21 protein-coding genes and 1 pseudogene are annotated in these 23,443 nt (G+C 72.8%); 9 read left to right on the forward strand and 13 right to left on the reverse strand.

Features of this window, described 5'->3' with window-relative positions; translation table 11 throughout:
- Positions 1-46: 46 nt before the first annotated feature.
- The 3 genes from ABD327_RS17520 to ABD327_RS17530 all read right to left on the reverse strand — a co-directional run bounded on the left by ABD327_RS17520 (position 47) and on the right by ABD327_RS17530 (position 2,314).
- Entirely contained in the window at positions 47-700 is a 654-nt protein-coding gene (locus tag ABD327_RS17520) for a hypothetical protein (RefSeq protein WP_344451477.1), read from the reverse strand.
- Entirely contained in the window at positions 697-1,224 is a 528-nt protein-coding gene (locus ABD327_RS17525; RefSeq protein WP_344451478.1) for a SigE family RNA polymerase sigma factor, read from the reverse strand. Before ABD327_RS17525 ends, ABD327_RS17520 begins: the two co-directional genes overlap by 4 nt.
- 115 nt (positions 1,225-1,339) lie before the next feature.
- Entirely contained in the window at positions 1,340-2,314 is a 975-nt protein-coding gene (locus tag ABD327_RS17530; protein WP_344451479.1) for a peptidoglycan-binding domain-containing protein, read from the reverse strand.
- A gap of 161 nt (positions 2,315-2,475) precedes the next feature.
- Between ABD327_RS17530 and ABD327_RS17535 the strand changes: the two genes are divergently transcribed.
- Both ABD327_RS17535 and ABD327_RS17540 read left to right on the forward strand, forming a co-directional pair.
- Positions 2,476-3,123: an ATP-binding cassette domain-containing protein gene (locus tag ABD327_RS17535; protein WP_344451480.1), complete on the forward strand. Its 648-nt coding sequence runs from the start codon at positions 2,476-2,478 to the stop codon at positions 3,121-3,123.
- Positions 3,116-4,732, forward strand: a complete 1,617-nt coding sequence (locus ABD327_RS17540) for a DUF6297 family protein (protein WP_344451481.1) — start codon at positions 3,116-3,118, stop codon at positions 4,730-4,732. The genes ABD327_RS17535 and ABD327_RS17540 overlap by 8 nt, the downstream gene beginning before the upstream one ends.
- Here the strand turns inward: ABD327_RS17540 and ABD327_RS17545 are convergent.
- Positions 4,701-5,396, reverse strand: a complete 696-nt coding sequence (locus ABD327_RS17545) for a dihydrofolate reductase family protein (protein WP_344451482.1) — start codon at positions 5,394-5,396, stop codon at positions 4,701-4,703. The genes ABD327_RS17540 and ABD327_RS17545 overlap by 32 nt on opposite strands.
- Positions 5,397-5,439: 43 nt before the next feature.
- On the opposite strand from ABD327_RS17545, the gene ABD327_RS17550 reads away from it, so the two are divergent.
- Positions 5,440-6,492, forward strand: a complete 1,053-nt coding sequence (locus tag ABD327_RS17550) for an ATP-dependent DNA ligase (RefSeq protein WP_344451483.1) — start codon at positions 5,440-5,442, stop codon at positions 6,490-6,492.
- 18 nt (positions 6,493-6,510) lie between these two features.
- Here ABD327_RS17550 and ABD327_RS17555 read toward each other — a convergent pair whose 3' ends face one another.
- Genes ABD327_RS17555 through ABD327_RS17565 form a run of 3 tightly spaced genes read right to left on the reverse strand, consistent with a single transcriptional unit; the run spans position 6,511 to position 12,046 of the window.
- The gene (locus ABD327_RS17555; protein ID WP_344451485.1) at positions 6,511-6,648 is read right to left on the reverse strand and encodes a hypothetical protein; all 138 of its coding nucleotides are present in this window, start codon (positions 6,646-6,648) and stop codon (positions 6,511-6,513) included.
- A gap of 35 nt (positions 6,649-6,683) precedes the next feature.
- Positions 6,684-11,066 (reverse strand): cation-translocating P-type ATPase, encoded by a 4,383-nt coding sequence (locus tag ABD327_RS17560; protein WP_344451486.1) that lies wholly within the window; start codon positions 11,064-11,066, stop codon positions 6,684-6,686.
- Positions 11,067-11,077: 11 nt separating this feature from the next.
- On the reverse strand, positions 11,078-12,046 hold the full coding sequence (locus ABD327_RS17565; RefSeq protein ID WP_344451487.1) for a hypothetical protein: 969 nt from the start codon (positions 12,044-12,046) through the stop codon (positions 11,078-11,080).
- Between the two features lie 155 nt (positions 12,047-12,201).
- Between ABD327_RS17565 and msrB the strand changes: the two genes are divergently transcribed.
- Positions 12,202-12,600 (forward strand): peptide-methionine (R)-S-oxide reductase MsrB, encoded by a 399-nt coding sequence (msrB, locus tag ABD327_RS17570; protein WP_344451488.1) that lies wholly within the window; start codon positions 12,202-12,204, stop codon positions 12,598-12,600.
- Positions 12,601-12,679: 79 nt separating this feature from the next.
- Positions 12,680-13,207, forward strand: coding sequence for a VanZ family protein (locus ABD327_RS17575; RefSeq protein ID WP_344451489.1), 528 nt, complete (start codon positions 12,680-12,682; stop codon positions 13,205-13,207).
- Between the two features lie 4 nt (positions 13,208-13,211).
- On the opposite strand, the gene ABD327_RS17580 is transcribed toward ABD327_RS17575, so the two are convergent.
- The 3 genes from ABD327_RS17580 to hemG all read right to left on the reverse strand — a co-directional run bounded on the left by ABD327_RS17580 (position 13,212) and on the right by hemG (position 15,918).
- Positions 13,212-13,703, reverse strand: a complete 492-nt coding sequence (locus ABD327_RS17580) for a hypothetical protein (protein WP_344451490.1) — start codon at positions 13,701-13,703, stop codon at positions 13,212-13,214.
- 122 nt (positions 13,704-13,825) lie between these two features.
- Positions 13,826-14,464: a hydrogen peroxide-dependent heme synthase gene (gene hemQ, locus ABD327_RS17585; RefSeq protein WP_344451594.1), complete on the reverse strand. Its 639-nt coding sequence runs from the start codon at positions 14,462-14,464 to the stop codon at positions 13,826-13,828.
- A 47-nt stretch (positions 14,465-14,511) separates the two neighbouring features.
- Positions 14,512-15,918 carry a protoporphyrinogen oxidase gene (gene hemG / locus ABD327_RS17590; protein ID WP_344451491.1) on the reverse strand — a complete coding sequence of 469 codons (1,407 nt, stop codon included), beginning with the start codon at positions 15,916-15,918 and terminating at the stop codon, positions 14,512-14,514.
- Positions 15,919-16,059: 141 nt separating this feature from the next.
- Here hemG and ABD327_RS17595 point away from each other — a divergent pair, with 141 nt between their 5' ends.
- Positions 16,060-16,938, forward strand: coding sequence for a DUF4349 domain-containing protein (locus ABD327_RS17595; RefSeq protein ID WP_344451492.1), 879 nt, complete (start codon positions 16,060-16,062; stop codon positions 16,936-16,938).
- Here the strand turns inward: ABD327_RS17595 and ABD327_RS17600 are convergent.
- Positions 16,926-17,507 (reverse strand): NADPH-dependent FMN reductase, encoded by a 582-nt coding sequence (locus ABD327_RS17600; RefSeq protein ID WP_344451493.1) that lies wholly within the window; start codon positions 17,505-17,507, stop codon positions 16,926-16,928. The genes ABD327_RS17595 and ABD327_RS17600 overlap by 13 nt on opposite strands.
- A 101-nt stretch (positions 17,508-17,608) precedes the next feature.
- Here ABD327_RS17600 and ABD327_RS17605 point away from each other — a divergent pair, with 101 nt between their 5' ends.
- Positions 17,609-18,466 (forward strand): helix-turn-helix domain-containing protein, encoded by an 858-nt coding sequence (locus ABD327_RS17605; RefSeq protein ID WP_344451494.1) that lies wholly within the window; start codon positions 17,609-17,611, stop codon positions 18,464-18,466.
- Here ABD327_RS17605 and hemE read toward each other — a convergent pair.
- Entirely contained in the window at positions 18,463-19,500 is a 1,038-nt protein-coding gene (gene hemE, locus ABD327_RS17610) for a uroporphyrinogen decarboxylase (RefSeq protein ID WP_344451495.1), read from the reverse strand. The genes ABD327_RS17605 and hemE overlap by 4 nt on opposite strands.
- A gap of 272 nt (positions 19,501-19,772) precedes the next feature.
- Between hemE and ABD327_RS17615 the strand changes: the two genes are divergently transcribed.
- Positions 19,773-20,336 carry a DUF3000 domain-containing protein gene (locus ABD327_RS17615; protein WP_344451496.1) on the forward strand — a complete coding sequence of 188 codons (564 nt, stop codon included), beginning with the start codon at positions 19,773-19,775 and terminating at the stop codon, positions 20,334-20,336.
- A gap of 4 nt (positions 20,337-20,340) precedes the next feature.
- A pseudogene (locus tag ABD327_RS17620) lies at positions 20,341-21,574 on the forward strand (ribonuclease D).
- A gap of 61 nt (positions 21,575-21,635) precedes the next feature.
- Here ABD327_RS17620 and ABD327_RS17625 read toward each other — a convergent pair.
- Positions 21,636-23,387, reverse strand: a complete 1,752-nt coding sequence (locus ABD327_RS17625; protein ID WP_344451497.1) for an AMP-binding protein — start codon at positions 23,385-23,387, stop codon at positions 21,636-21,638.
- Positions 23,388-23,443 lie beyond the last annotated feature (56 nt).

Consider the following 23,443-nt stretch of genomic DNA (forward strand, 5'->3'; position numbering starts at 1 on the left):
GCCGGGATCAGGAGGGGTTATCGACGCGTGAAGTGGATCCTGCTGTTCATCCGATTCTCACCCCCTCCGCCATCCGCACCACCTGGGCGCGATCGACGCCCAGAGCCTCTACCGCCACCACCAGGCCCGGTCCGAGCTCCAGCAGCACGGTGCGCCTGACCGGCTCCCCCCCGTGCTCCCCGACCAGCGCGTCGCCCTTCGAGACCTGCGCCCGGCTCAGGTCCGCCCCCCTGGGAATGATCTGGTAGTCCACCAGGACGTCATGGACGGCGACCTCGCCGCTGAACACCCAGATCCACGCGAGCCGCGTCCCCGGTCCCGGCAGCCGGTAGGCGCCCATCCACACCGAATTGTTCTCGTGGGCCGGCAGATGGCTCATGCGCTTCCGGGTCTCGCCCTTCAGGTACCTCGCCCCCGGAGGGAGGTACGTGACGCTCACCCTGCCTTCCAGCTCGCTGGGCTTCGGCGTCACCAGCACGGTCGCCGGAAGCGGGTCAGCAGGTGCGAACCGGGACGAGACCGGCCCGACCAGCGCGGCGGTCACCGCGACCGCCGCCACCAGCCCGAGGGGGGTCCGCCACCGCCTCGGCCGCCGGGGCCCCGTGATGCGCTCGGCGAACCCCGCCGGCAGCAGCACCTCGCGGACCTCGTGGTCCACACACGACCTGATCATGGACTCGAGACGCTGGTCATCGCTCACGGCTTCCTCCCGGCCGGTTTGGCGACGGACTCCTCACGCAGTTCCAGCGAGGTCCGCAGCGCTTTCACGGCACGGTGGGTCTGACTCTTGACCGTGCCCACGGAAACACCCATGAGCTCGGCCGCCTCGGCTTCGCTCAGTCCTTCCCAGTACCGCAGGACGAGCACGGTGCGCTGCCCCGCGGACAGGCCGTGCAGCGCCCGGCGCACCGCGTCGCGCGTCACGTAGTCGTCGAACGGCGCGTAGGCGTACTCCTCCTCGGCTCCCAGCCTCTCGAGCACGGCGCTCCTGCGGTGGTCGCCGCGCCAGCCGTCCTTGGCCGCGTTGACGATCGACCTGCGCACGTACCATTCGGGGTCGCCGCGCCTGGCGATCCTCGTCCAGCGGGAGTACGCCCGCTCCAGGACCGCCTGCAGCAGGTCCTCCGCGTGGTGGCGGTCTCCGGTGAGCGCGGTGGCGAACCGAAGCAGCCCGCTTCCGCGTTCCCGCACGAACTTCGTGAAATCGGCCTCCGCCTCGTTCACGCGCCCTCCTCCCGCACACCGACATCCACTACACGCCCGCCGCGGCCGGAAGGTTGTCACGCAAATACCCCTGGAATCATCGATCCCAGGGGTATTCCTACTTTTGTGCTGGATTTCAGCAGAGAGTGGTGTAGGTGTAGCCGAAGTAACGGCCGTTGAACATGTAGCGGTTGTTGCTCGAGTTCCGGGTGAAGTAGAGGATCTGCGAATAACCCGCGTAGCGGACGCTCTCGGTCTCGAGCTGGGAGAGGTAGTTGTCCGCGCGGCCCCGGGTGGTCGCGCCCACGATCCCGTCCGCGCTCACGCCCATCCAGTTCTGCCAGTTCACGGTCGCCGAAGCGGTCTGCGAACCGAAGCTGCAGTCGACCGACCCCGCCGCGAGACGGTTGTCGGCCCACAGGACCTTCTGCCACATGAACGTGTAGTTGCTGGTGGAGTAGGAGCAGCCGTTGCAGAGCGTGCCCTCGTCCCCCCAGTCGTCCGTGGCGACTCCCGCGCCGTCCACGTAAAGGCTGCTCGCCGAACGCGACTCGACCCGCTTGCGGGCCGGAGGCGCCGACTCCACGGCGCGCCTGGCCTTCCGGGACGCCTTCGTGTCGTCGGCGGGCAGCGCCTTGACCACCTTGAGCAGGCCTGCCCGGTCGAGGCCGTCCCGGGAGATCACCTGGTAGTTCACCCCGGTCCGTTCGGTCCAGGCCGCGATGGTCAGCCCCGGCCCGTACTGGTCGGCCGTGCTGGAGATGAGAACGTCGCGGGCACCCGCCTTCGCCCGCTTGACCTTCTTCTTCTGCAGCACCCTGCCGACCGTCGTGTCACCGGTCACCTTCCGGACGGCGCCGACCGAGCGCAGCACGGAGACGACCTTTCCCGACCCCCGGAACGTCACATCATCGGTCTTGACCTTCTGGCTCGGATCCAGGGAGGAATCGCTCTCCAGCTCCGTGCTCTCGCTCAACCGGAGCGTCGGATCGACCTCGGACACCGCCTTCTCGGCATTGTCCTCGAAGGGCGGCGGTGCGGCCTGGGCCGGCGCGGCGAGCCCCAGAGCCAGCACGGAGGAAGTGGCCAGGGCGAGAAGCGCCTTGCGCACGGGAGACTCCTTCATACGATCTACGGAAACTTCCTAACAACGAAGATCCACGACCGGACAAGTCAAGATCAAGATACCGAGATGACCTGTGATGGCCAGGTGGTCATGGTTTATCCGGATAGCCTGGCCGACGTGATCAACCGCCGACCGAAGACGACCGCATGATCGTGGAATTCGACGGAGTCGTCCGGACCTACGGGGGAGCCCGCGCCATCGGGCCGGTGGACCTCGTCCTGGCCGCCGGCGAAGGCGTCGCGCTGACCGGTCCCAACGGCTCGGGAAAGTCGACCCTGCTGCGCGTCGCGTGCGGGATCGACCGACCCGACGAGGGCGCGGTACGGGTGCGGGGCGAGGAGCCGAGACCGCACGACCTGGAGTTCCGGCGGCGGGTCCTGGTCCTCGACGAGGTGAGCCACTTCCCCGACCTCACCGTGCGGGAGCACCTGATGCTGGTGGCCGTGGGGCACGGGCTGGGCCGTGCCGCGGACCGGCGGGTGGACGAGGTGCTGGAGGAGTGCCGCCTCGCCGGGCATCGCGACCTCAGCCCGTACAAGCTGAGCAGCGGGCTGCGGCAGCTGATGGCGATCGCCGCGCTGCTCCTCCCGCCGGAGCCCGAACTGTTCGTCCTGGACGAGCCCGAACGGCATCTGGACGGCTCGGCACGGATCTGGCTGGGCGAGGTCCTCACGGCACGGAAGCGTTCCGGGACGGCCGTCCTCTTCGCCTCGCACAGCGGCGAGCTCGTGCGGGCCGTGGCCGACCGGGTGGTGGAGGTCGGCGGCGAGGCGGGCGGGGCCGCGGATGGCTGAGGCCGTTCCGGACAGTACGCGGGAGGTCCTTCGCCTGGTCCGGAGCGGGCGTTCCACCGGAGGGCGCGGCGAACTGGCGTACCGGGTGTACTTCTTCCTGCTGACCGCCGCTCTGGCCGTCCCCATCGTGGCGTTCACGTTCCGGGACGCGCTCCGCGCCCCCGCTTCGCCGCCGGACCTTCCCGACCAGGTCCTCCGCGTCCTTCCCCTCGCCCTGACCGCGGCGGTGCTCGTCGGGTCGTGGACCGCGCTCCGGGACGCGGCTCTGCGCGGGCCGGTGCGGCTCTCCGTGCCGTTCATCGACTGGGTGCTCCCCCTGCCGCTGCCCAGGAACGCGTTCCTGCGGCCCGCCCTGCTGCGCGCGGCCCTGGCCTCGGCCGCGCTCTGGCTGACCGGAAGCTGCCTGCTCCTGCTGTTCCTGTGGCGGACCGCGCTGCCCATGCCCGACGACGCCGTCGCGGCGCTCGTCCGGGCGGCCTCGGCGGGGGCTCTGCTGGGAGTGCTCGGTTCGGGCGCCGGCGTCCTCGCCGCCCACGACGGCGGCGGACTCGTCGGCAGGCTCCGGCCCCTCTTCCACCTGCTGCTCTTCGCCCTGCTCATCCTGTCCGCGCTCGTCTGGACGGGACGGGTGCCGCCGGACGCCGTCGATCCCGTCCTCTGGTCGGGCCCCTGGGGATGGGCGAGCCTGCTGGTCCTGGGGTCCGGGCCGCTGTGGCCGCCCATGGCCGCGCTCGCGGCCCTCGCCCTGGCCGCGGCGGTCGCGGGGGTGAGGCTGCTGCCCTCGCTCGACCCTCGCCGGCTGCGCTCCGGCGCGCACCTCGCGTCGGGGATCCGCGCCGGGCTGTGGCTCACCGAGGCGAACTGGTTCCGCGCCACGCTCGGCGACTCCAGGTATGCCGACTTCTCCGCCCGCAGGGGGCTGCGTCCTCCGAAGGACGCCCGTCTGCTCGTCCCCTGGCGGGATCTGCAGGGCATCCTGCGCGACGGCTCCGCCCTGGTCCGCGCCCTCCTCCTCACCGGGCTGGGCCTCCTGTTCGCCCGGACGGACCTGGAACTGCCCGTCTCCCTGCGGACGGCGCTCACCGTCGCCGTCCCGCTCTGCGCGTACCTGGCGGTCGGCGGGCTCATGGGCGGGGCGCGGGCGTACACGTCCGATCCGGGACGCGCCCGCTACTTCCTCCTGCCTCCGGGGCGGCTGGCGCTCGCCCACGGAGTGAGCCCGCTGCTCGCCGTGCTCCTGGCGGGCCTGGCGTGGTGCGCCGTCCTCACGGTCCTCGGCGGGCCGTCGCCGGGAACGCTCTGGACGCTCGCCTGTCTTCCCGCAGCCGCCGCGGCGGCGCTGGCCGGGATCTACCGGGGCGTGCTGCCCGCCCATCTGATGCTCGGCTTCGACACCCCGTTCGGCAACAGCGCGCCCGTCCAGATGCTCGCCTGGCACGCCTCGGGATTCCTCGGGCTGCTCGCCGTGGCCTGGCCGGTGCTGTCCGCCCGTCCGGGACCGGGATGGGGCGGCGTCCCGTGGCTGCTCGCGGGCACCGCGGTGCTCGCGTGGTGGGCGCGGCACAGAGGCAGCAGGCTCATGGACGCGGGCGGTTCGTCAGGTACCTGAGGAAGAGCACGTCCTCGTCGGCGTAGACGGAATCCAGGGACAGCTCGCGGCGCTCCAGGTCGCAGACCATGCGGGTGTGGTGCCGCGAGCCGATGAGGGTCGGCGCGATGTTGACGCACAGCTCGTCGACGAGGTCCGCCTCCAGCAGGGACGTCGCCAGCGCCGGGCCTCCCTCGCACAAGAGGTGCCCCAGGCCGTGCTCGCCCTGGAGCCGGCGCAGCGCCAGCGGCAGGTCGATGTCGCCCTCCCCCGCCGAGACGACCCGGACGTGCGCCGGCGGCCTGGCGGAGTCGGACGTCACCAGGATCGGCTCGCTCTCGGTGAACAGCGGCGCCGAGAAGTCCAGGTCCAGGGAGCGGCTGACCACGATGAGCGGGGCGGGCGGGCGCCCCCTTCTGGCGGCCAGCTCCGCGGGCAGCCTCACCGGGCCGAGCCTGCCGGTCCGCACGGTCCCCGCACCGACCATGATCCCGTCGGCGAGGGCCCGCAGGGTGCGGAAGACCCGCTGGTCGGCCTTGCCGCCCAACCCGTCCGACCAGTGCTCCTCGTCGGTCACCGAACCGTCGAGGCTGGCGACCATGCCCACCCTCAGCCAGGGGCCGGCGACCCGGTACTCCTCGTACGGGTCGATCTCGGCCGCGGGCTCTGGCAGGAGGCGCCTCATTCCCCCAGGTTATCGCGAGGTCGCTCCCGGTTATCTTGGGCTCATGGACCTGCCGCTCAGCCCGCCCGTCGCGCCGATGCTCGCCAGGGCCGTGAAGGCCCTGCCGGAAGGCGACTTCTCCTATGAGCCCAAGTTCGACGGGTTCCGGTGCCTGGTCTTCCGGGACGGCGACGAGGTCGAGCTGTCCAGCCGCGCCGAGCGTCCGCTCACCCGGTACTTCCCCGAACTGGTGGAGGCCCTGCGCCGGGAGCTGCCCGAGCGGTGCGTGGTCGACGGCGAGGTGGTCGTCCGCAGGGGCGGCAGGCTGGACTTCGACGCGCTCTCCCAGCGCGTCCACCCCGCCGAGTCGCGGATCAGGCTGCTGTCGCGGGAGACCCCGGCCTCCTATGTGGCCTTCGACCTGCTGGCCCTGGACGGCGAGGCCCTCCTGGACGCCCCCTTCGCCGAACGGCGGGCCCGGCTCGTCCGGGCGCTGGAAGGGGCGCACGCCCCGGTGCACCTCACCTCGGCCACCACCTCCCGCGAGGAGGCCCTGCGGTGGTTCGAACGGTTCGAGGGGGCGGGCCTGGACGGGGTGATCGCCAAGCCGGTGGACGCCCCCTACACGCCCGACAGGCGGACGATGTTCAAGGTCAAGCACGAGCGGACCGCCGACTGCGTGGTGGCCGGGTACCGGTGGCACAAGAGCGGCCCCGTCGTCGGCTCGCTGCTGCTGGGCCTGTGGAACACCGACGGGCTGCAGTTCGCGGGGGCGGCGGCCTCGTTCACGATGGAGCGGCGCCGGGGCCTGGTGGAGCTGCTGGAGCCCTACCGGATGGACGGCTTCGCCGGCCACCCCTGGGCGTCCTGGGCCACCCAGCGGGAGGACGAGCGCATGCCGGGCGCGGTCTCCCGCTGGACCGGCAAGAAGGACCAGTCCTGGGTGCCGCTGCGCCCCGAACTGGTGTGCGAGGTCGCCTACGACCACATGGAGGGCCTGCGTTTCCGGCACAACGTGCAGTTCCGGCGCTGGCGGACCGACCGCACCCCCGAGTCCTGCGGATACGGGCAGCTGGAACACCCGGCGGGATACGACCTCGACCGGATCCTGATCTGACCTTACCGAGCGGCCCGTTCAGAAGGCCGCGGCCGGGACCGTCCTCCCGTACCTGGCGTAGGTGGTGCGGAAGATCATCATGGCCAGTTCGCTGACGATGGTCTGGAGGACCGACATCAGCACCTTGCTCAGCAGGGAGGACAGGAATTCGGGCACGGGAGGAGACCTTTCAGGATGTCCGTTTATCCTTTTTATACCTCTTTGTCTCCTCCGAGGACAGTCGGGAAGATGTCGCCCAGGTGAACCTTCCAGAACCTTTCGGTGACGGCGCCCGCCAGTGAAAGCCCCGCCGCGCTGCCCATGGCGATCAGCCAGCCGTGCGGACCGAGCGGACGGCAGCCGAACAGCCTGCTCAGGCCCGGCGTCTGCACCACCACCGCCAGCGCCGCCAGCGAGCCCAGGGACGCCGCCAGCACCAGCCGGCTGCGGCCGCCCGCGATCAGCGTCTGGATGAGCTGGGCCGCCACCAGCGCCACCAGGGCCGTGGTGTCGGTCTGCCCCCGGGTGCCCCAGAGCCGGGACAGGAACCAGGCCGTCTGGGCGCTCAGCGCCGTCGTGACGGCCCGGGCGGCGATGCTCCGGTTCAGCACCTCGCCCAAGGACGCCTCCGGCCCCTCCGCCAGCAGCGCCTCCTCCGCCGTCTCCCCCGGCTCGCGCACCGCCAGCGCCATGGCGGGCAGCAGGTCGGTGAAGAGGTTCACCAGGAGCAGCTGGCGCACGTTGAGCGGGCTTTCCCCCAGCAGGAGCCCGGATCCGGCGGTGAAGGCGATCTCGCCCAGGTTGCCGCCCAGCAGGACGGCCAGCGCGTCGCGGGTGGACTTCCACATCCCGCGGCACTGCGCGATGGCCGCCACGATCGTCTCGATCCGGTCGTCGGCGATCACGATGTCGGCGGTGTCGCGGGCCGCCGGGGTCGCCCGAGTGCCCAGCGCGATCCCCACGTCGGCCAGCCGGATGGCGGGGGCGTCGTTGGCGCCGTCCCCCGTCACCGCCACGACGTGCCCTGCCCGGTGCAGCGCCTCCACGATCCTGACCTTCTGCGCCGGGCTCATCCTGGCGTAGACGTGCACCTCCGCCAGCCGCCCCGCCAGCGTCTCGTCGTCGAGGGCCTCGAGTTCCAGGCCCGTCATCACATGGCCGTCCTGCCCGTCGGCACCGTCGAGCAGGTCGAGCTCGGCGGCGATCGCGGTGGCGGTGATCGGGTGGTCTCCGGTGATCATGCACACCCGGATCCCCGCCTCCATGAGCCGACCGACGGCCCGCGCCGCGGTGGGGCGCACCGGATCGGCCAGTCCCAGCAGGCCCAGGAAGCACAGGTCCCGCAGCGCGGGACCCCGGGGATCGAGCCCCTCGGCCACGGCCAGCACCCGGTGCCCGAGCCCCGCCAGCCGCTCCACCTCGCGGACCAGGGCCTTGCGCGCCAGGTCGTCGATCGGCTCCGGCACGCCCTCCGGGGCCCAGAACGCGCACGCCTCCAGCACCACCTCCGGCGAGCCCTTGACGCTGAGCCGAGCCCCGTCGTCCCCCTCTCCCAGCACGGCGTGGTAGCCGCGGGCCGGTTCGAAGGGCAGTTCCTCGGTGCGCCGCCAGCGTCCCAGGTCCAGATGCCGGTCGACGCTCAGCCGTCCGGCCGCGCCCGACACCGCGCGGTCCGTCGGGTGCGCCAGCCGCCTTCCCTCGGGCGTGGCCCGCAGCGCCGCCGACACGACCGAGCGCAGCCGCGGCGTCAGCTCGTCCACGGGGCTGCTCGTCCTGCCGTCGGAGACCATGCCGAGCCGCAGGCGCCCCTCGGTCAGGGTGCCGGTCTTGTCGAAGCACAGCACGTCGACCCGGCCGAGCGCCTCGATCGTGACGGGGCTGCGGACGAGCGCGCCCTGGCGGGACAGCCGCCGGGCGGTCGCCAGTTCGGCGACCGTCGCCACGAAGGGCAGCCCCTCGGGCACCGCCGCCACGGCCAGCCCGATCGCCGAGCTCAGCACCCCGCTCAGCCCCCGCCCGCGCAGCAGCCCCGAGCCCAGCAGCACCCCGCCCGCGCCCAGCGAGGTCGGCAGCGTCACCTTGGTGAGCTGCTCCAGCCGCGTCTCCACCCCGCTCGGCCGGGAGGCGCCGGTGACCAGGGTGAGGGTCCGGTCGGCCTCCGTGTCGGACCCGGTGGCCACCACCACTCCGACCGCCTCCCCGGCGGCGACGTTGGTGCCCCGGTAGAGCATGGAGGAGCGTTCGGCCACCATCCCGGCCATCGTCGGCTCGGCGGTCTTGCCGACCAGCTGCGACTCCCCGGTGAGGCTCGCCTCGTCGGCCTCCAGGCCCACAGCCCACACCACCCGGCAGTCGGCCGGCACCATGTCCCCGGCCGCCAGCATGATCACATCACCCGGGACGAGCTGCTCGGCGGTGGCCGCCAGCTCCCCGCCCGACCTGCGCAGCCGCACCGGGACCGTGACCTGCTCGACCAGCCTGCGCACGGCGCGGTCGGCGGCGACCCGCTGGAAGCCCGACATCACCGCGCTGAGCCCGAGCACCGCGCCGATCAGCCCGGCGTCCACCGCCGAGCCGATCACGGCCGAGACGCTCGCGCCGGTCGCCAGGGCGGGCGTGAGCGGGTTGTCGAGCTCCTGGATGGTGCGCCGCACGAGGCCGACCGCGGCGGGCCGCTCCTCCTCGCCGGTCGCGGCGCGCCTGTCCTGCGCCTCGCGCTCGGGCAGCCCCTCCCGGGACGAGCCCAGCCGCTCCAGGACTGCGGCGACCGGCCAGGCGTGCCAGGGGGTGCGGTCCAGGGGCCGGGGCGCGGGTTCCCGCGAGAGCTGGGTCGCGGTCCAGAGCCCGGTGCCCATCGCGACCAGCCTGGTGAAGTCCACGACCAGCCGGGACCGGGAGAAGGCGGCGCCCTGCCGGGCGGTCAGCGCCGCGGTCGCCGCGGTGGCCGCGCCGATCATCGCGATCCGCACGCCGCGCCGGCTGGCGGCGCGTGCCGCCAGGACCGCGTCGGTGATCAGGACCGCGCCGTCCAGCCGGCAGAAGAGGTGCGCGCCCCACGGCGGGAGGCCCGCCTGGTCCAGCAGGCCGACTCCGACGTCCGCGGCCGCCAGCGCCTCGCCGTGGTGCCGGGAGACCAGCAGCACCCCCCTGCCCTCGGCCTGGAGGGAGCGGACCGAGGCGGTCAGGTCGGAGCCGGGCAGCCTCCCGTTCGCCGGCACCCGCCGCTCCAGCCCCCGGGACCGCCCGGCCAGGTGGACCTCGCCGATCCTGCGGGCCGCCGCGACGAACACCTCGCTGAAGTGGTCGAGCTCCTCGGCCAGCGCCAGGACCGCGACCGGCTCGCCCTCCTTGAGCAGGGAGACCAGCACGCAGCCGCGTGCGGCGCACGCCCGCGCCCGGCCAGTGACCTCCCGCTCCACATCCGCGGCCCGCAGCGGGGCCACCGACCAGCCGTCACCGCTCCGCCTGGCCCGAGGGCGCCGCCAGTCGAGCAGCCCGCGGGCCCGCTCGTCCAGGGTCTCCAGGTCCTGGCCCTCCGCCAGGATCTCTCCCAAGGGGATGATCTCCTCCAGTGCGTACTCGCCGGTGCGCAGGGCCGCGCCGTCGACGACGACGGTGTCCACCCGGTCCAGCCTGCGCAGCACCGCGGGATCGGCGACCGGGATGTTCCGGTAGGCGGCGACACGGGCGAGGTGCACGGCGAACGCGTCACGGCAGGCGAACGCGGGCTTGGGCAGCAGCGAGTGCAGCACCCCCTCCGCCCGGAACGGGCTGCGGGTCGCGGCCCACGTCCCGCCCGCCAGGAGCAGCCCGTAGGGGATGCGGCCGGCGAGCCTCTCGATGGGCCCCGGCGGCAGCGGCACCGGACGCGGGGCCCGCGCGTGGGCCTCGACCCGGTGGGCGCCCGGCAGCGCGTCGAGCTCCCCGAACTCCCTGGTCCACGTCCTCCACTGGGTGTAGGCCCCGCCGAGCCGGACCAGCCGCTGCACTCCCTCCACGGCGAGCCCGAGGGGCTGCTGGGCCAGGGACTGGGCGAGCAGGCCGCCCGCGGTGGTCACCGCGTCGACGGAGGTCTCCCCGACCACGCGGTTCAGCAGTGAACGGGCCTGGGGCATCGTGTCGGCCAGTGCCAGGACGGTGGGCAGGAGCGGAGACAACCGCGGCAACCCGGTGAACCCGGCCACCAGCGCCAGCCCGGATCCCGCGAAGGCGGTCCCGGCGAGCAGGGCCTCGACCGCCATCGCCCGTTCGTCACCCGGCCGCGGCATCTCGGCGAAGTCGTCGTTCTCCCGGCCGTAGCGGGACTCGGCCTCCTCCACCGCCTCGAGCACATCGTCGTCCAGCGACTCCTCGTCGTCGTCGAGGAAGAGCATCACCGTTCCCAGTACGGCGTTGACCTCGGCCCGGTGGACCCCCTTGATCCGGTTCAGCCTGGCTTCGAGGTGGGCGACCATGTCCTGGGCCTCGGGCAGGTGCGCGCCGCGGATCGCGATCTCGGCCCGGCCCGGTACGCGGTGGATCCTCCTTCCCAGGCGTGCGCCGGTGACCGCCGGCAGCATTCGGGAGGCGGTGTCGAGGATGCGGCGGAACACCATGTCGGCTGCTCTCAGCCCTTCGATTCGGCGGCGCGCGGGCGGGTGGCCACGGAACGGGTCACGGGGCGGTGCCGGGCACGGTCTTCGGAGGCGGTGCGGCGGGCGACGGCCATGCCGACGCCGATCACGGCGGCGACCGGCCACTCGATCACGCCGACCGCGGCCAGCGCGCCCAGCCCCGCGTAGTAGCCGAGCCGTTCCCTGGACGGCATGTGCCCGGCCACCGACCGGCTCGCCGCGGCGACCAGGCCGCCGCCCAGTTCGGCGACCCCGAACGTGGGGATCTGCACCCGGTGGACCGAGAGCCGGGGCGTCAGCACCGGCACGCTGATCCCGGAGTTCCGCTGACCGGAACCCCTGCGGGCGGGCTTCTTCCCCGTGGCGGCCCTGCGGGCGGCGGCCACCGTCTCACCGGCGGCCCGGCGAGCGGTACCGACCGTCTCGCCTGCGGCCCGGGTAGCGGTATCGGCCGTCTCAGCAGCGGCCTGACGGGCGGTGCCCGCCGTCCTGGCGGTGGCCCGACGAGCGGTACTCGCCGTCTCACCGGCGGCCCGGGTGGCGGTACCGGCCGTCCGCGCGGTGGCCCGGCGGGCGGTGCCGGCCGTCTCAGCAGCGGCCCGGCGAGCGGTGCCCGCCGTCCTGGCGGTGGCCCGACGAGCGGTACTCGCCGTCTCACCGGCGGCCCGGGTGGCGGTTCCCGCCGTCCGCGTGCCGGCCCGGCGGGCGGTGCCGGCCGTCTTGGCGGTGGTCCGGCGGGCGGTGCCGGCGGTCTCTTCGGCTCCCTGGGCCGCGCGCCTGCGCACCGTGGCGGTGGCGGTGCCCGAGACCGAGGCGGCCCGGGCCCTGGTGCCCGGCTTGGCAGCCGTCCTCCCCCCGGCCTTGCCCGTCGTGCGCCCGGTCGTCCGGGTGCCCGCGCGGCCCGTGCCGGTGCTCCTGGTCGTGCTCTTGCCCTTGGTCGTGCTGCTGGTCGTCTTGGCCATCCGACTCGCCCCCAGAGGTTTCCTGATTCGCCCCTTACCCAGCGTGAGGACAGGACAATCAGTGGGTTACGGATGTCCGAAAATGCCACCCGACCTCTGTCGCGGGGTCGCCGCGACCGCTACGAGCCGCCCTCGGGGCGAAGTACCGTGAAGGCATGGAGAAGATCCGGAAGACCGAGGACGAGTGGCGGGCCATCCTCAAGCCCGAGGAGTTCCAGGTGCTGCGGCAGGCCGGCACGGAGCGTCCCTTCACCGGCGAGTACACCGACACCAAGACCGAAGGCGTCTACCACTGCCGGGCGTGCGGCGCCGAGCTGTTCCGCTCGCAGGCCAAGTTCGAATCGCACTGCGGCTGGCCGTCCTTCTACGAGCCCGGCGAGTCCGACGCGGTGATCCTGCGGGAGGACGTCTCGCTGGGCATGCGGCGGGTGGAGGTGCTCTGCGCGCGCTGCGAGTCGCACCTGGGGCACGTCTTCCACGGTGAGGGATACGCCACACCCACGGACGACAGATACTGCATCAACAGCGTCTCCCTCCGTCTCGAGGAGACCTGACAAACCCCTCAACATCCCTCAACTGTTGCTGTTTCGCTTATATGGCGAAGACCCCGGGCATAGGCGCTCGGGAGGCAGCGTGACTACGAAAGCAGAAGAGACCAGCCCGGTCTCGGGCGGACCGGGCTGGGGACGACGACTGGTCAGGGTGGCGGCGATCCTCGTCGCGCTGGCGGCACTGGCCGTCTTCGCGTACTGGGCCTACGTCTTCACCCTCACACCGGTCCCCGACCCCCGTGGCTGGGCCGTCGGGAACACCGAACCGGGCAAGACCCTGAGGTTCTACCTCGACCGGCCCAACGTCAAGGAGGCCGCCATCGCCATCGGCGGCAACCTCCTGCTCCTGGCCCCGATGGGAGTGCTGCTGCCGATGGCCTCGCGGCGGATGCGCGGGGCGCTGCGGCTGACGATCCTGGCGGCGCTGGTCTCGCTGGCCATCGAGGCGGTCCAGGGCACGACCGTCAGCGGACGCACCTTCGACGTCGACGACATCATCCTGAACACGGCGGGCGTGCTGCTGGCCTACCTGTTCGTGGGGCGCCGCGTCGCCCGCGTCGTCCACGGACCCAAACGCACCTGGCTGCACCGCACCTTCGGCCGCGCCTGACGCCCTATCTCGTCTCGACCGGGCGGCAGGGGCCGGTGACGCTGTTCACCAGCACCACATGGCCGTTGCCGCTGCGCTCGGCGTGGACGAAGACCACCGGATCGTCGTCCTTGTAGGTGTCGGTATAGGTGTCCTTCAGATATCTCACCGCGATCTCGCACAGTTCACGCGCGGCGGGATGTTCGATGTCGCCTTCATCCAGGTCGGTATAGACCCGCAGGAAGTCCCCGCTCCAGCGGACCGACTCCAGGTGCTCCGGCGCCTTCTCGCGCAGCCGGGCCTCGGCGTGCGGATCGGCCTCGGGGTCGCCCTCCTCCGACAGGAGGTCGGAGACCGCCAGCGTGGGGACGGCCGAGCCGCGCGCGGAGGGCTTGCGCTCGCCGGTGCTCTCGGCGGAGCCGTCCCCCGCCCACCGGTAGGCGGCGAAGACCGCGACGGCCAGCACCACCGCCGCCAGCACGAGCGCGGGAAGCGTCCTGCGGCGGGCGTCGACCAACCGGTCGAGCAAGCGTTTCGCGGCGGAACGCGGCTTTCCATGGCGAGAGGGGGCGCGGGTCACGGCCCGGAACTCTACCCTTCCGAAACGACCCGCGCCGACGCTGTTCGCCTGGAAAAGCCCTAAGGAAGCGCTTCGACCAGTTCCGTGACGGACCTGCGACGACCCGTGTAGAAGGGGATCTCCTCACGGACGTGCCGACGCGTCTCGGAGCCGCGCAGGTGGCGCATCAGGTCGACGATGCGGTGCAGCTCGTTCGCCTCGAACGCCAGCAGCCACTCGTAGTCGCCCAGCGCGAAGCTGGGGACGGTGTTGGCCCGCACGTCCGGGTAGCCGCGCGCCATCTGGCCGTGCTCGGCGAGCAGCCTGCGGCGCTCGGAGTCCTCCAGCAGGTACCACTCGTAGGAGCGGACGAACGGGTACACGCAGACGTAGTCGCGCACTTCCTCGTCGGCCAGGAAGGCCGGGATGTGGCTCTTGTTGAACTCCGCCGGGCGGTGCAGCGCCATGTTCGACCACACCGGGGTGGACAGGCGGCCGAGCTCGGTGCGGCGGAACCGGCTGTAGACCTCCTGGAGGTCGTCGCTGTCCTCGGCGTGCCACCAGAACATGTAGTCGGCGTCGGCCCGCAGCCCCGCCACGTCGTACAGACCCCGCGTGGTGACGTCCTTGGCGGCGTAGCCGTCGATCAGCTCCTGGACCTCGGCGGCGACGGCCGTGCGGTCCTCGGGGAGCCGGTCGGCCTTGAACACCGACCACATCGTGTACCTGATCACCTGGTTGAGGTCTCGGGCCTTCGGCTTGTCACTCACGGTTCTTCTTCTCTCAGCTGATCGATGATGCGAGCGGCCGCCGCCCGCGCCGTGGAGATGCAGGCGGGGATGCCGACCCCATCGTAGGCCGCCCCGCAGACGGCCAGCCCCCGGTGCCCCGCCACGGCCGCGCGGACGCGCGCGACCCTGTCCAGGTGCCCGACGTCGTACTGCGGGAGCGCCCCGCCCCAGCGGGTGATCCGGGCGTCCACCGGCAGTTCGCTCACCGCGCAGGTGGTGGCCAGCTCGGCCATCACCGCCGCCTTGAGCTCGGCGTCGGAGCGCTGCAGCGCGTGCTCCTCGCCGAACCGGCCGATGGAGGCGCGGACCAGCACCGTCCCCGGGTCGTGGCCGCGGCGGCCGGGCCACTTGACCGAGCTGAACGTGACGGCCTTGACGTCCCTGCCCTCCACGTAGGGGACGAGGTATCCGGTGCCCTTGGGGAACGAGGGGAACGCGGTCGAGTGGTACGCCAGGGAGATGATCGCCATGCTGGCGTACTCGATGCCGGCCAGCTCGGAGGCGGCGGCCGGGACGGTGCCGGACAGCAGCCTGCCGGCCGGGCTCGCGGGCACCGCGAGCACCACCGCGTCGGCTTCCAGCACCTCGGGGGCCTGGGCGGAGCCCATCACCACCCGCCAGCCCTCCGGCGTGCGCCCCAGCTCCCGGACCATCGCCTCGGTGCGCAGGTTCACGCCCTCCTTGGCCAGGATCCCGGCCATCAGGACGGGCAGCGCCCCCATGCCGTCGCGCAGGGTGGCGAACACCGGCCCGCTCTGCGCCGAGGAGGCCTCCTTGAGCTCGCGGGCCCTCATGATCAGCGAGCGCTGGGTGTGGGCGGCCTGCGCGAACTGCGGCAGCGTCGCCTCGAAGGACAACCGCTCGACCCGGCCGGCGTAGACGCCGCCCAGCAGCGGTTCCACCAGCCGGTCGAGGACCTCGCGGCCCAGCCTGTCGGCGACGTAGTCGGCGACCGAGACGTCGGAACCGCGCGGGGTGGGCCGCTTGGCCAGGTCGAGGGCGGCGCGGGCGACTCCCGCCTGGGAGACCACCCCGGACTGGGCGAGCGCCACCAGGTCCGAGGGGACGCCCATGATCTGCCCCGCGGGCAGCGGCCGCAGCCCGCCGTGGCTGTAGACCGAGGAGCCCGCGGCCCCCGGATGGATCAGCTCGTCCGACAGGCCCAAGTCCTCGATCAGGTCCAGGCCCTCGGGCCGCCGGGTGACCACCGACTCCGCGCCCTCGTCCAGGTGCTGTCCGGCGATCTCGCTGGTCCGCAGCTTCCCGCCGACCGACGGGGAGCCCTCCAGCACCGTCACCCGCATTCCCTCGCGGTGCAGGTACCACGCCGCGGCGAGCCCGGAGATCCCGCCGCCCACGACCACCACATGCTTGGCATTCACCTCTCCACCTTGGCAGAGCCCCGCGGCCATCGGCGCCATCTCGCAGTGTGAGATGGGCGTCACCACGATCGTGACCTTTTCGTCGCCGTCTTCGGGGCCTCGGGCTGCAACGCGGAGACATTCCGGACCCGTCCTAAGGTCATGCGAAAAGCCCTCTGCGCCGTAGCCGCGCTCCTCCTCCTGACCGGCTGCTCCGGTTCCTCGGACTCCGGATCCGTGTACAGCACCTCCGCCCAGGAACGCCCCGCCGTCAACCTGGACTCCGAGGCGGCCCCCCAAGCCTCCAGAGCGGGTGGCCCGGAGAACAGCAAGTCGGCGACCGCCGCCCAGAAGCCCGGTGAGCCCGGCGAGGGGCGGGCCATCGCCTACACGGCGAACCTGAAGGTCCGGGTGGAGAAGGTGGAGTCGGCCACCGCCAAGGCCAAGGAGCTCATCCAGGCCGCGGGCGGCTACGTGGCCAAGGAGCAGACCTACGGCGCTCCCCCGTCGGCGCGGCTGAACTTCCAGGTCCCCGCGGACGGGTACTCCGGACTGCTCGACGCCCTGACGAAGCAGCTCGGGAAGAAGGTCTCCCTGGAGCAGTCCGCCGAGGACGTCACCGAGCAGATCGCCGACGTCGACAGCCGGGTCGAGTCCGCGGAGGCCGCGCTGAAGCGGCTGCGAGCCCTGCTCTCCCGCGCGAACACGGTCGGCGAGGTGCTGCAGGTCTCCGAGGAGCTCGACCAGCGCCAGGCCGACCTCGACGCCCTGAAGGCCCGCCAGAAGAGCCTCTCCCAGCGGGTCAAGGAGGCCTCGATCACCCTGGTCGTCGTCTCGGAGCGGGACGACGAGCCCGCCGAGGACGACGACTCCGGCTTCCTCGGCGGGCTCAAGGCGGGCTGGGACGACCTCACCGACTTCGTCTCCGGCCTGCTGACCGGTTTCGGGTGGCTGCTGCCCTTCTCCCCCCTGCTGATCGCCTTCTTCTTCCTGGGACGCTTCCTGGTCCGCAGGCGCCGCGCCCGCCGTCAGGCGGCGTAGGGGCGCCTGTCCCTGGCCTCCCGCAGCGACCGGGCCCACCAGTCGAGCTGGTCGAGCATGGTCTTGGCCGCGGCGTCCGCCGCCTCGCCCGGCTGCCCGTCCTCGGAGAAGACCTCCCAGTAGTTCGCGAAGCTCACCTGGTCGCGGACGGTGACCGAGTGCATCTCCGCGAAGACCCCGCGGAGGTGCTCCACCGCCCGCAGGCCGCCGGAGACCCCGCCGTAGGAGACGAAGCCGACGGGCTTGGCCTGCCACTGGGTGAAGTGCCAGTCGATCAGGTTCTTGACCGAGGCCGGGTAGCTGTGGTTGTACTCCGGCGTGATCACCACGAAGGCGTCGGCCCGCTCCAGCCGGGGGGTGAGCCCGGCCAGGACGGCGGCCGTCGCGGGGGCCGGCTCGCCCCCCTTGGCGGGCAGGGCGAGCGGGAGGTCGATCTCGGCGAGGTCGACGACGTCGGGGTCGAAGACCGAACCGGCCCGAGAGGTGAACCAGTCCGCGACGACCGGGGCGAACCGGCCCTCCCGGACGCTGCTGACGATGATGGCGAGACGCATGGGATCCGTTGTCATGGCTCCAGGCTGCCCCGGCCGCCCGGTCCCAGGGAGACCGCGCCGAGACTGGCCCCGCCAGGGCCACGATCGGGCCGGGGCCGGCGGGTAGATTCACCCCCATGCCCGACATCGAGTTCAGCGCCTTCCTGCGCGCCCGCCGGGAGTCGCTCACCCCCGAGCAGGCGGGGCTGCCTTCGGGGCCCCGCCGCCGCACGCCGGGACTGCGCCGCAGCGAGCTGGCCACCCTCGCCGGGGTCAGCGTGGAGTACCTGACCCGGCTGGAGCAGGGCCGGGACCGCAACCCCTCCGCGCAGGTGCTGAACGCGCTGGCCGACGCCCTGCTGCTGAACGACGACGAGCGGTTCTACCTGAAGGTCTCGGCCAAGAGCGCCGCGGGTGACTCCTTCATGTCCTGCCCGAACGCCGAACCGCCGACCGCGGAGGCGCGCACGGGCCTGCGTGCCGTCCTGGAGACCCTGGAGCCCGCGCCGGCCCTGCTGTGCAACCGGATCGGCGACGTCCTGGCCCACACCCCGGCGTTCGGGCGGCTGGCCGGGCCGCTCGGGCTGCTGGACGGACCCCGCCCCAACCTGCTGCGCTTCACCTTCACCGATCCCCGGGCCCGGGAGGCCTACCCCGAGTGGGAGTCCGTGGCCGACGCGCGCCTGCTCACCGTCCGGCATGAGAGCCCGCCGCACGACCACCACCTGCGAGAGCTGGTCGACGAGATCGCCGCCGTCCGGGGCGCGGAGTTCACCGAGAAGTTCCGGACGGCGCCGCCCACGTCTCTGGAGCCCTTCGGCTCCGAACTGCTCAGGCACCCGGAGGCGGGGCTGCTCCGCCTCCGCTACGAGTCCCTGTCCAGCGGCGACCAGCGGCTCCTGGTCTACCGGGGCGCGGACGCCGAGACCGCCCGCGCCCTGGGCCGCCTGGCCGGGCTCGGCACGCTGCGCGCCGTGGAGCGCGAGGCGGTCTAGCCCTCGGCGAGGCGGGCGGACTCGGTGTGGACGAAGTCGGCCAGGCGGGCGAGCTGGTCGGGGTCCGTGGACGGGAGCACGCCGTGGCCCAGGTTGAAGATGTGGCTCTCGGCGGCGCGGCCGCGCTCCAGGACGTCGCGGGCGCGCTCCCGGGTGACCTCCCAGGGGGCCATCAGCAGCGACGGGTCGAGGTTGCCCTGCAGCGCCCTGCCGACCGGGACCCGGCGGGCGGCCTCGTCCAGCGGGACCCGCCAGTCGACGCCGACCACGTCGGCGCCGGCCTCGCCCATGAGGCCCAGCAGCTCGCCGGTGCCCACGCCGAAGTGGATGCGCGGCACGTCGGCCATCGCGGCGAAGATCCGCTCGCTGTAGGGCATGACGTAGCGGCGGTAGTCGTCGGGGGCGACCGCGCCGACCCAGCTGTCGAAGAGCTGGATCGCGCGGGCTCCGGCGTCCACCTGGGTGCGCAGGAAACCGATGGTGATCTGGGTCAGCGCCTCCATCAGCGCGTGCCACAGATCGGGCTCGGCGTACATCATGACCTTGGTGCGGTCGTGGTTCTTGGACGGCCCGCCCTCGATGAGGTAGGACGCCAGGGTGAAGGGCGCGCCGGCGAAGCCGATCAGCGGGGTGTCGCCCAGTTCGGACACCAGGCTCGTGATCGCCTCGGTGACGTAGGGGACGTCGTCCGTCGTCAGCGGGCGCAGCCGGGCGATGTCCGCCCTGTCGCGGATCGGGTCGGCGATGACGGGGCCGACGCCGGGTTTGATGTCGAGGTCGATGCCCACGGCGCGCAGCGGGACCACGATGTCGCTGAAGAAGATCGCCGCGTCGACGGCGTAGCGACGCACCGGCTGCAGCGTGATCTCGACGATGAGGTCGGGTGTCGCACAGGCCTCCAGCATCGGGATCCCCTCGCGAACCCGCAGGTACTCGGGCAGCGAGCGACCGGCCTGGCGCATGAACCAGACAGGGGTGTGGGGTACCGGCTGGCGGCGGCAGGCGCGGAGGAACGCGGACTCTTCAGCGGGCATACCCCATGTTCCCACGAGCGCGCGGGTGCGGTGAGCCGGGGTGAGCCTTTACCTCTTTCGCAGAGATTCAGGACACGCCGCGCAATATCCCGCGATAAACCGCGTGCTGCTGGCATTTTCGGTCCCGGCGGTAAATCCCTGGCGAACACCGGGTACGCCCCGAAGATCGTCGACGTACACGTGAGCTGAGGTCGCAAGTGCCTCCATTCCCCAGTGGTCCCACCGGCGTGGCATCGCCGCCCTCAAGGGTGCCCGAGATCTACTCTCGGCAGATGACGCCCCCGAACGAGCCTCCCGCCTCCTTCCAGCGGGCGGTCGAGAGCTTCAAGTCCGTGCTGGACGGAGACCCCGAACGGCCGGAACTCGAATTCGAGGAGATGCCCGCCCCCCAGCGGCTGGCCCCTCACTCCGCCGCCCTGTCCGCCGCGGTCGTCAGGGACGACACCGAACTCGCCGTCGGCCGGCTCATCCTGCTGCACGACCCCCAGGGCCGCCCCGGCTGGGACGGCCGGTTCCGGCTGGTCGCCTACGTGCGGGCCGAGCTGGAGCCGGAGATCGCCGAGGACCCGCTGATCGGCAGCGTCGCCTGGAGCTGGCTCACCGAGGCCCTGGCCGAGGCGGGCTCGTCCGCCGAGTCGGGCACCATCACCCGGGCGGTCAGCGAGAGTTTCGGTACCAAGCAGGACGAACCCGCCGCCACGGAACTGGAACTCAGGGCATCATGGTCCCCTGCCGGGCAGGACATGAGAGATCATGTGCGGGCCTGGTCCGAGGTGATGTGCATGGCGGCCGGGCTCCCCCCGCGCGGAGTCCGCGATCTGAAGGACGTACGGTAGCCGAGTGGAAGAAGGTCGGACGGCACCATCACCACTGCTGGAACCCAGGGAGGGAATCCCGCCCGTCGTCGCCTCCGACGCCGCGCTCGACGAGGTCGTCGCGGCGTTCACCGCGGGCACCGGGCCGGTCGCGGTGGACGCGGAGCGTGCCTCGGGATACCGCTACGGGCAGCGCGCCTACCTGGTGCAGCTGCGCCGCCGGGGAGCGGGCAGCGCGTTGATCGACCCGGTCGCCTGCCCGAACCTGCACGATCTGAACCGGGCGCTGGCCGACACCGAGATGGTGCTGCACGCCGCCAACCAGGACCTGCCGTGCCTGGCGGAGCTGGGTCTGGTGCCGCAGACGCTCTTCGACACCGAGCTGGCCGGGCGGCTGCTGGGCTATCCCCGGGTCGGGCTGGGCGCGATGGTCGAGACGGTGCTGGGCTACACCTTGGAGAAGGGCCACTCCGCCGCGGACTGGTCGACCCGCCCGCTGCCCACCGACTGGCTGCGCTACGCGGCCCTGGACGTCGAGTTGCTGGTGGAGCTGCGGGACGTCCTGTACGCCGAGCTGGCTGGTCACCGCGGGCAAGCTGGAGTGGGCGCTGCAGGAGTTCGCCTCCATCGCCGAGGCCCCGCCCCGGCAGCCGCGCGTCGACCCGTGGCGGCGCACGTCCGGGATCCACAAGGTGCGCAACCGGCGGGGCCTGGGCATCGTCCGCGAGGTGTGGGAGGCCCGCGAGAAGCTCGCCCGGGAGCTGGACCTCTCCCCCGGCCGGGTGCTTCCCGACAGCGCGATCGTCGACATGGCGCTGGGGCAGCCCCGCACGATGGCCGAGCTGTTCGAGATCCCGGCGGTCAAGGGCCGGAACGCCCGCCGCCACACCACGCTGTGGCTGCGCGCCGTCTCCCGCGGCCGCCAGCTGCCGGACTCCGCGCTGCCCGAGCAGAACCTCCCGGGCGAGGGCCCGCCTCCCGCCCACCGCTGGGCCGAGCGCGACCCCGAGGCCGCCGCCCGGCTCTCCTCGGCCCGCACCGTCGTCGCGGCCCTGGCCGACGAGCACGTCCTGCCCAGCGAGAACCTGGTCCAGCCCGACCTGGTCCGCCGCCTCTCCTGGTCCCCTCCGGCCGCCCCGGACCCGGAGGCCATCAGGGCCGCCCTCCTCGCCCTGGGCGCCCGACCCTGGCAGGCCGACCTCGTGTCCGTCCCCCTGGCCAAGTCCTGGCTCCGCCTGGAGACCAAGGGCGAGCTGTAGGACCGGACGGTCTCCCCGTCCTCGCCGGACCGGAGGCCGCCGGGCTCGCCCGTCCCCGCCGTCAGGTCCCGGTACGCCCGTCGGGACCGTCGTGGACGGGCGCCGCGGCCAGGTCCAGGTCCAGGTCCCCGGATTCCGGCCAGAACGCGACCCGGCCCTCGGGGGTGCGGACCCTGCCGGAGCGCAGGCCGTCCAGCCAGCGGTAGACGATCTTGCCGGTGGCGTTCCTGGGCAGCTCGGGGATGAACAGGACGTCCCGGGGCACCGCGTGGCGGGCGATCTGGCGGCGGACGTGCTCGCGGACGTCCTCCTCGGCCAGCCTCGCCCCGGGGCGCAGGACGATGTAGGCGGCGAGGCGCTGCCCGTACTCCGCGTCCTCGACTCCCCTGACGGCGACCTCGCGGACCTCGGGAAGGCGGGCGAGCGCGTCCTCGACCTCGCGGGGCACCACGTTCTCCCCGCCCGAGACGACCATGCCGTCGTGGCGGCCGTCCACGTACAGCAGGCCCCGGGAGTCCAGGTGGCCCAGGTCGCCGGTGAAGATCAGGCCCTCCCACACCTCGGTGGGGTCCCCGCTGGTGTAGCCCTCGAAGGCGTTCTCGTTCCCGGAGAAGACGCGGCCGATGGTCGCGCGGGGCAGCCGCTCGCCCGCGTTCCCGACGACGGCCACGGACGTGCCGCGCGGCGGGCGGCCGGCGGTGGCGGGGTTCACGCGCAGCTCCTTGGGGACCGCGATGCTCACCCAGCTCGCCTCGGTGGAGCCGTAGACGTTGTACAGGCGGTCGCCGAAGACGTCCATGAACCGGTGGGCCAGGTCTCCGGGCAGTGAGGAGCCGCTGAGCGCGACCACCCGCAGGCCGCGGGTGTCGTAGGAGTCCCGGACCGCCGTCGGCAGCTCCATGATGCGCTGGATCATGACCGGGACGGCGAACAGCGCGCACCTGCGCCACCGGCCCAGCTCGGACAGGGTCTGCTCGGGGTCGAACCGGCGGTGCAGGACGAGCGTCGCCCGCAGAGCCAGCCCGAGCTGGAGCGCGGAGAACCCCCACATGTGGAAGACGGGCGCGTCCACCACGAAGGTCTGCCGGCCGCGCAGCGGGATCCGCGAGAGGATCGAGCCCAGCGGGCCCATTCCCGGGCGGGGCCTGCGGCGGGCGCCCTTGGGCCGGCCTCCGGTGCCGGAGCTGAGCATGATGACCCGGCCGTCGGAGCGCGGCGGCTCCACGCGCGCGGCCGGGGTGCCGGCGATGAGCCGCTCCAGCAGCGGGCCGCCGGGCATGGGCTCGTCGGCCCAGATGACGGACTCGCGCAGCGGGGGCGGACAGGCCGCCAGCATCGCGGCGAACTCCGCGTCGCAGACCAGCAGGTCGGGCCGGAACTCGGTGAGCACAGACCGCAGCTGGCCGGGTCCCGAGCCGGTGTTGAGCAGGATGGTCTCGGCTCCGCGCTTGCCGCAGGCCACGAGCGTCTCCACCAGGCCGCGGTGGTTGCGGCACAGGACGCCGACCCGGGGCCGGGGCCCGCTCAGCGGCAGGGCGAGCGCGAGCCGGTCGGTGCGCTCGTCGAGCTCGGCGTAGGTGAGCGAGCCGGTGTCGTCGATGACCGCGTGCTTGCCGGGCTGCGCGAGCGCCGCCGCCTTGACCAGGCCGCCGAGCGTGGTGCCCCACTCCTGCAGGGCGTTCACGGCGCGCACCGTCCGGACGGGGTGTGCGAAGCGCACGATTCCCGATCCGAGCAGCGCGAAGAGGAGATCGAGCGCATGCCCCAGCCGGCGCCCCGGCCCGGGCCGGTAAGCAGGCCTCGCGTGCACCACCGCGCCCTCCCTGCGACTTTCCGCCAACGTAACCACGCGTGGCCTGATCCACAAGT

Origin of the sequence: Actinocorallia aurantiaca (assembly GCF_039533685.1) — a bacterium.
Lineage (GTDB): Bacteria > Actinomycetota > Actinomycetes > Streptosporangiales > Streptosporangiaceae > Actinocorallia > Actinocorallia aurantiaca.

Bases quoted from the DNA above. Each gene is read 5' to 3' on its own strand.
- hemE (WP_344451495.1), bottom strand. From the start codon at position 19,500: ATGCCCGCTGAAGAGTCCGCGTTCCTCCGCGCCTGCCGCCGCCAGCCG.
- ABD327_RS17595 (WP_344451492.1), top strand. From the start codon at position 16,060: ATGCGAAAAGCCCTCTGCGCCGTAGCCGCGCTCCTCCTCCTGACCGGC.
- ABD327_RS17540 (WP_344451481.1), top strand. From the start codon at position 3,116: ATGGCTGAGGCCGTTCCGGACAGTACGCGGGAGGTCCTTCGCCTGGTC.
- ABD327_RS17565 (WP_344451487.1), bottom strand. From the start codon at position 12,046: ATGGCCAAGACGACCAGCAGCACGACCAAGGGCAAGAGCACGACCAGG.
- ABD327_RS17605 (WP_344451494.1), top strand. From the start codon at position 17,609: ATGCCCGACATCGAGTTCAGCGCCTTCCTGCGCGCCCGCCGGGAGTCG.
- hemQ (WP_344451594.1), bottom strand. From the start codon at position 14,464: ATGTGGTCGGTGTTCAAGGCCGACCGGCTCCCCGAGGACCGCACGGCC.
- ABD327_RS17550 (WP_344451483.1), top strand. From the start codon at position 5,440: ATGGACCTGCCGCTCAGCCCGCCCGTCGCGCCGATGCTCGCCAGGGCC.
- ABD327_RS17600 (WP_344451493.1), bottom strand. From the start codon at position 17,507: ATGACAACGGATCCCATGCGTCTCGCCATCATCGTCAGCAGCGTCCGG.
- ABD327_RS17615 (WP_344451496.1), top strand. From the start codon at position 19,773: ATGACGCCCCCGAACGAGCCTCCCGCCTCCTTCCAGCGGGCGGTCGAG.
- ABD327_RS17535 (WP_344451480.1), top strand. From the start codon at position 2,476: ATGATCGTGGAATTCGACGGAGTCGTCCGGACCTACGGGGGAGCCCGC.
- ABD327_RS17545 (WP_344451482.1), bottom strand. From the start codon at position 5,396: ATGAGGCGCCTCCTGCCAGAGCCCGCGGCCGAGATCGACCCGTACGAG.
- msrB (WP_344451488.1), top strand. From the start codon at position 12,202: ATGGAGAAGATCCGGAAGACCGAGGACGAGTGGCGGGCCATCCTCAAG.
- ABD327_RS17560 (WP_344451486.1), bottom strand. From the start codon at position 11,066: ATGGTGTTCCGCCGCATCCTCGACACCGCCTCCCGAATGCTGCCGGCG.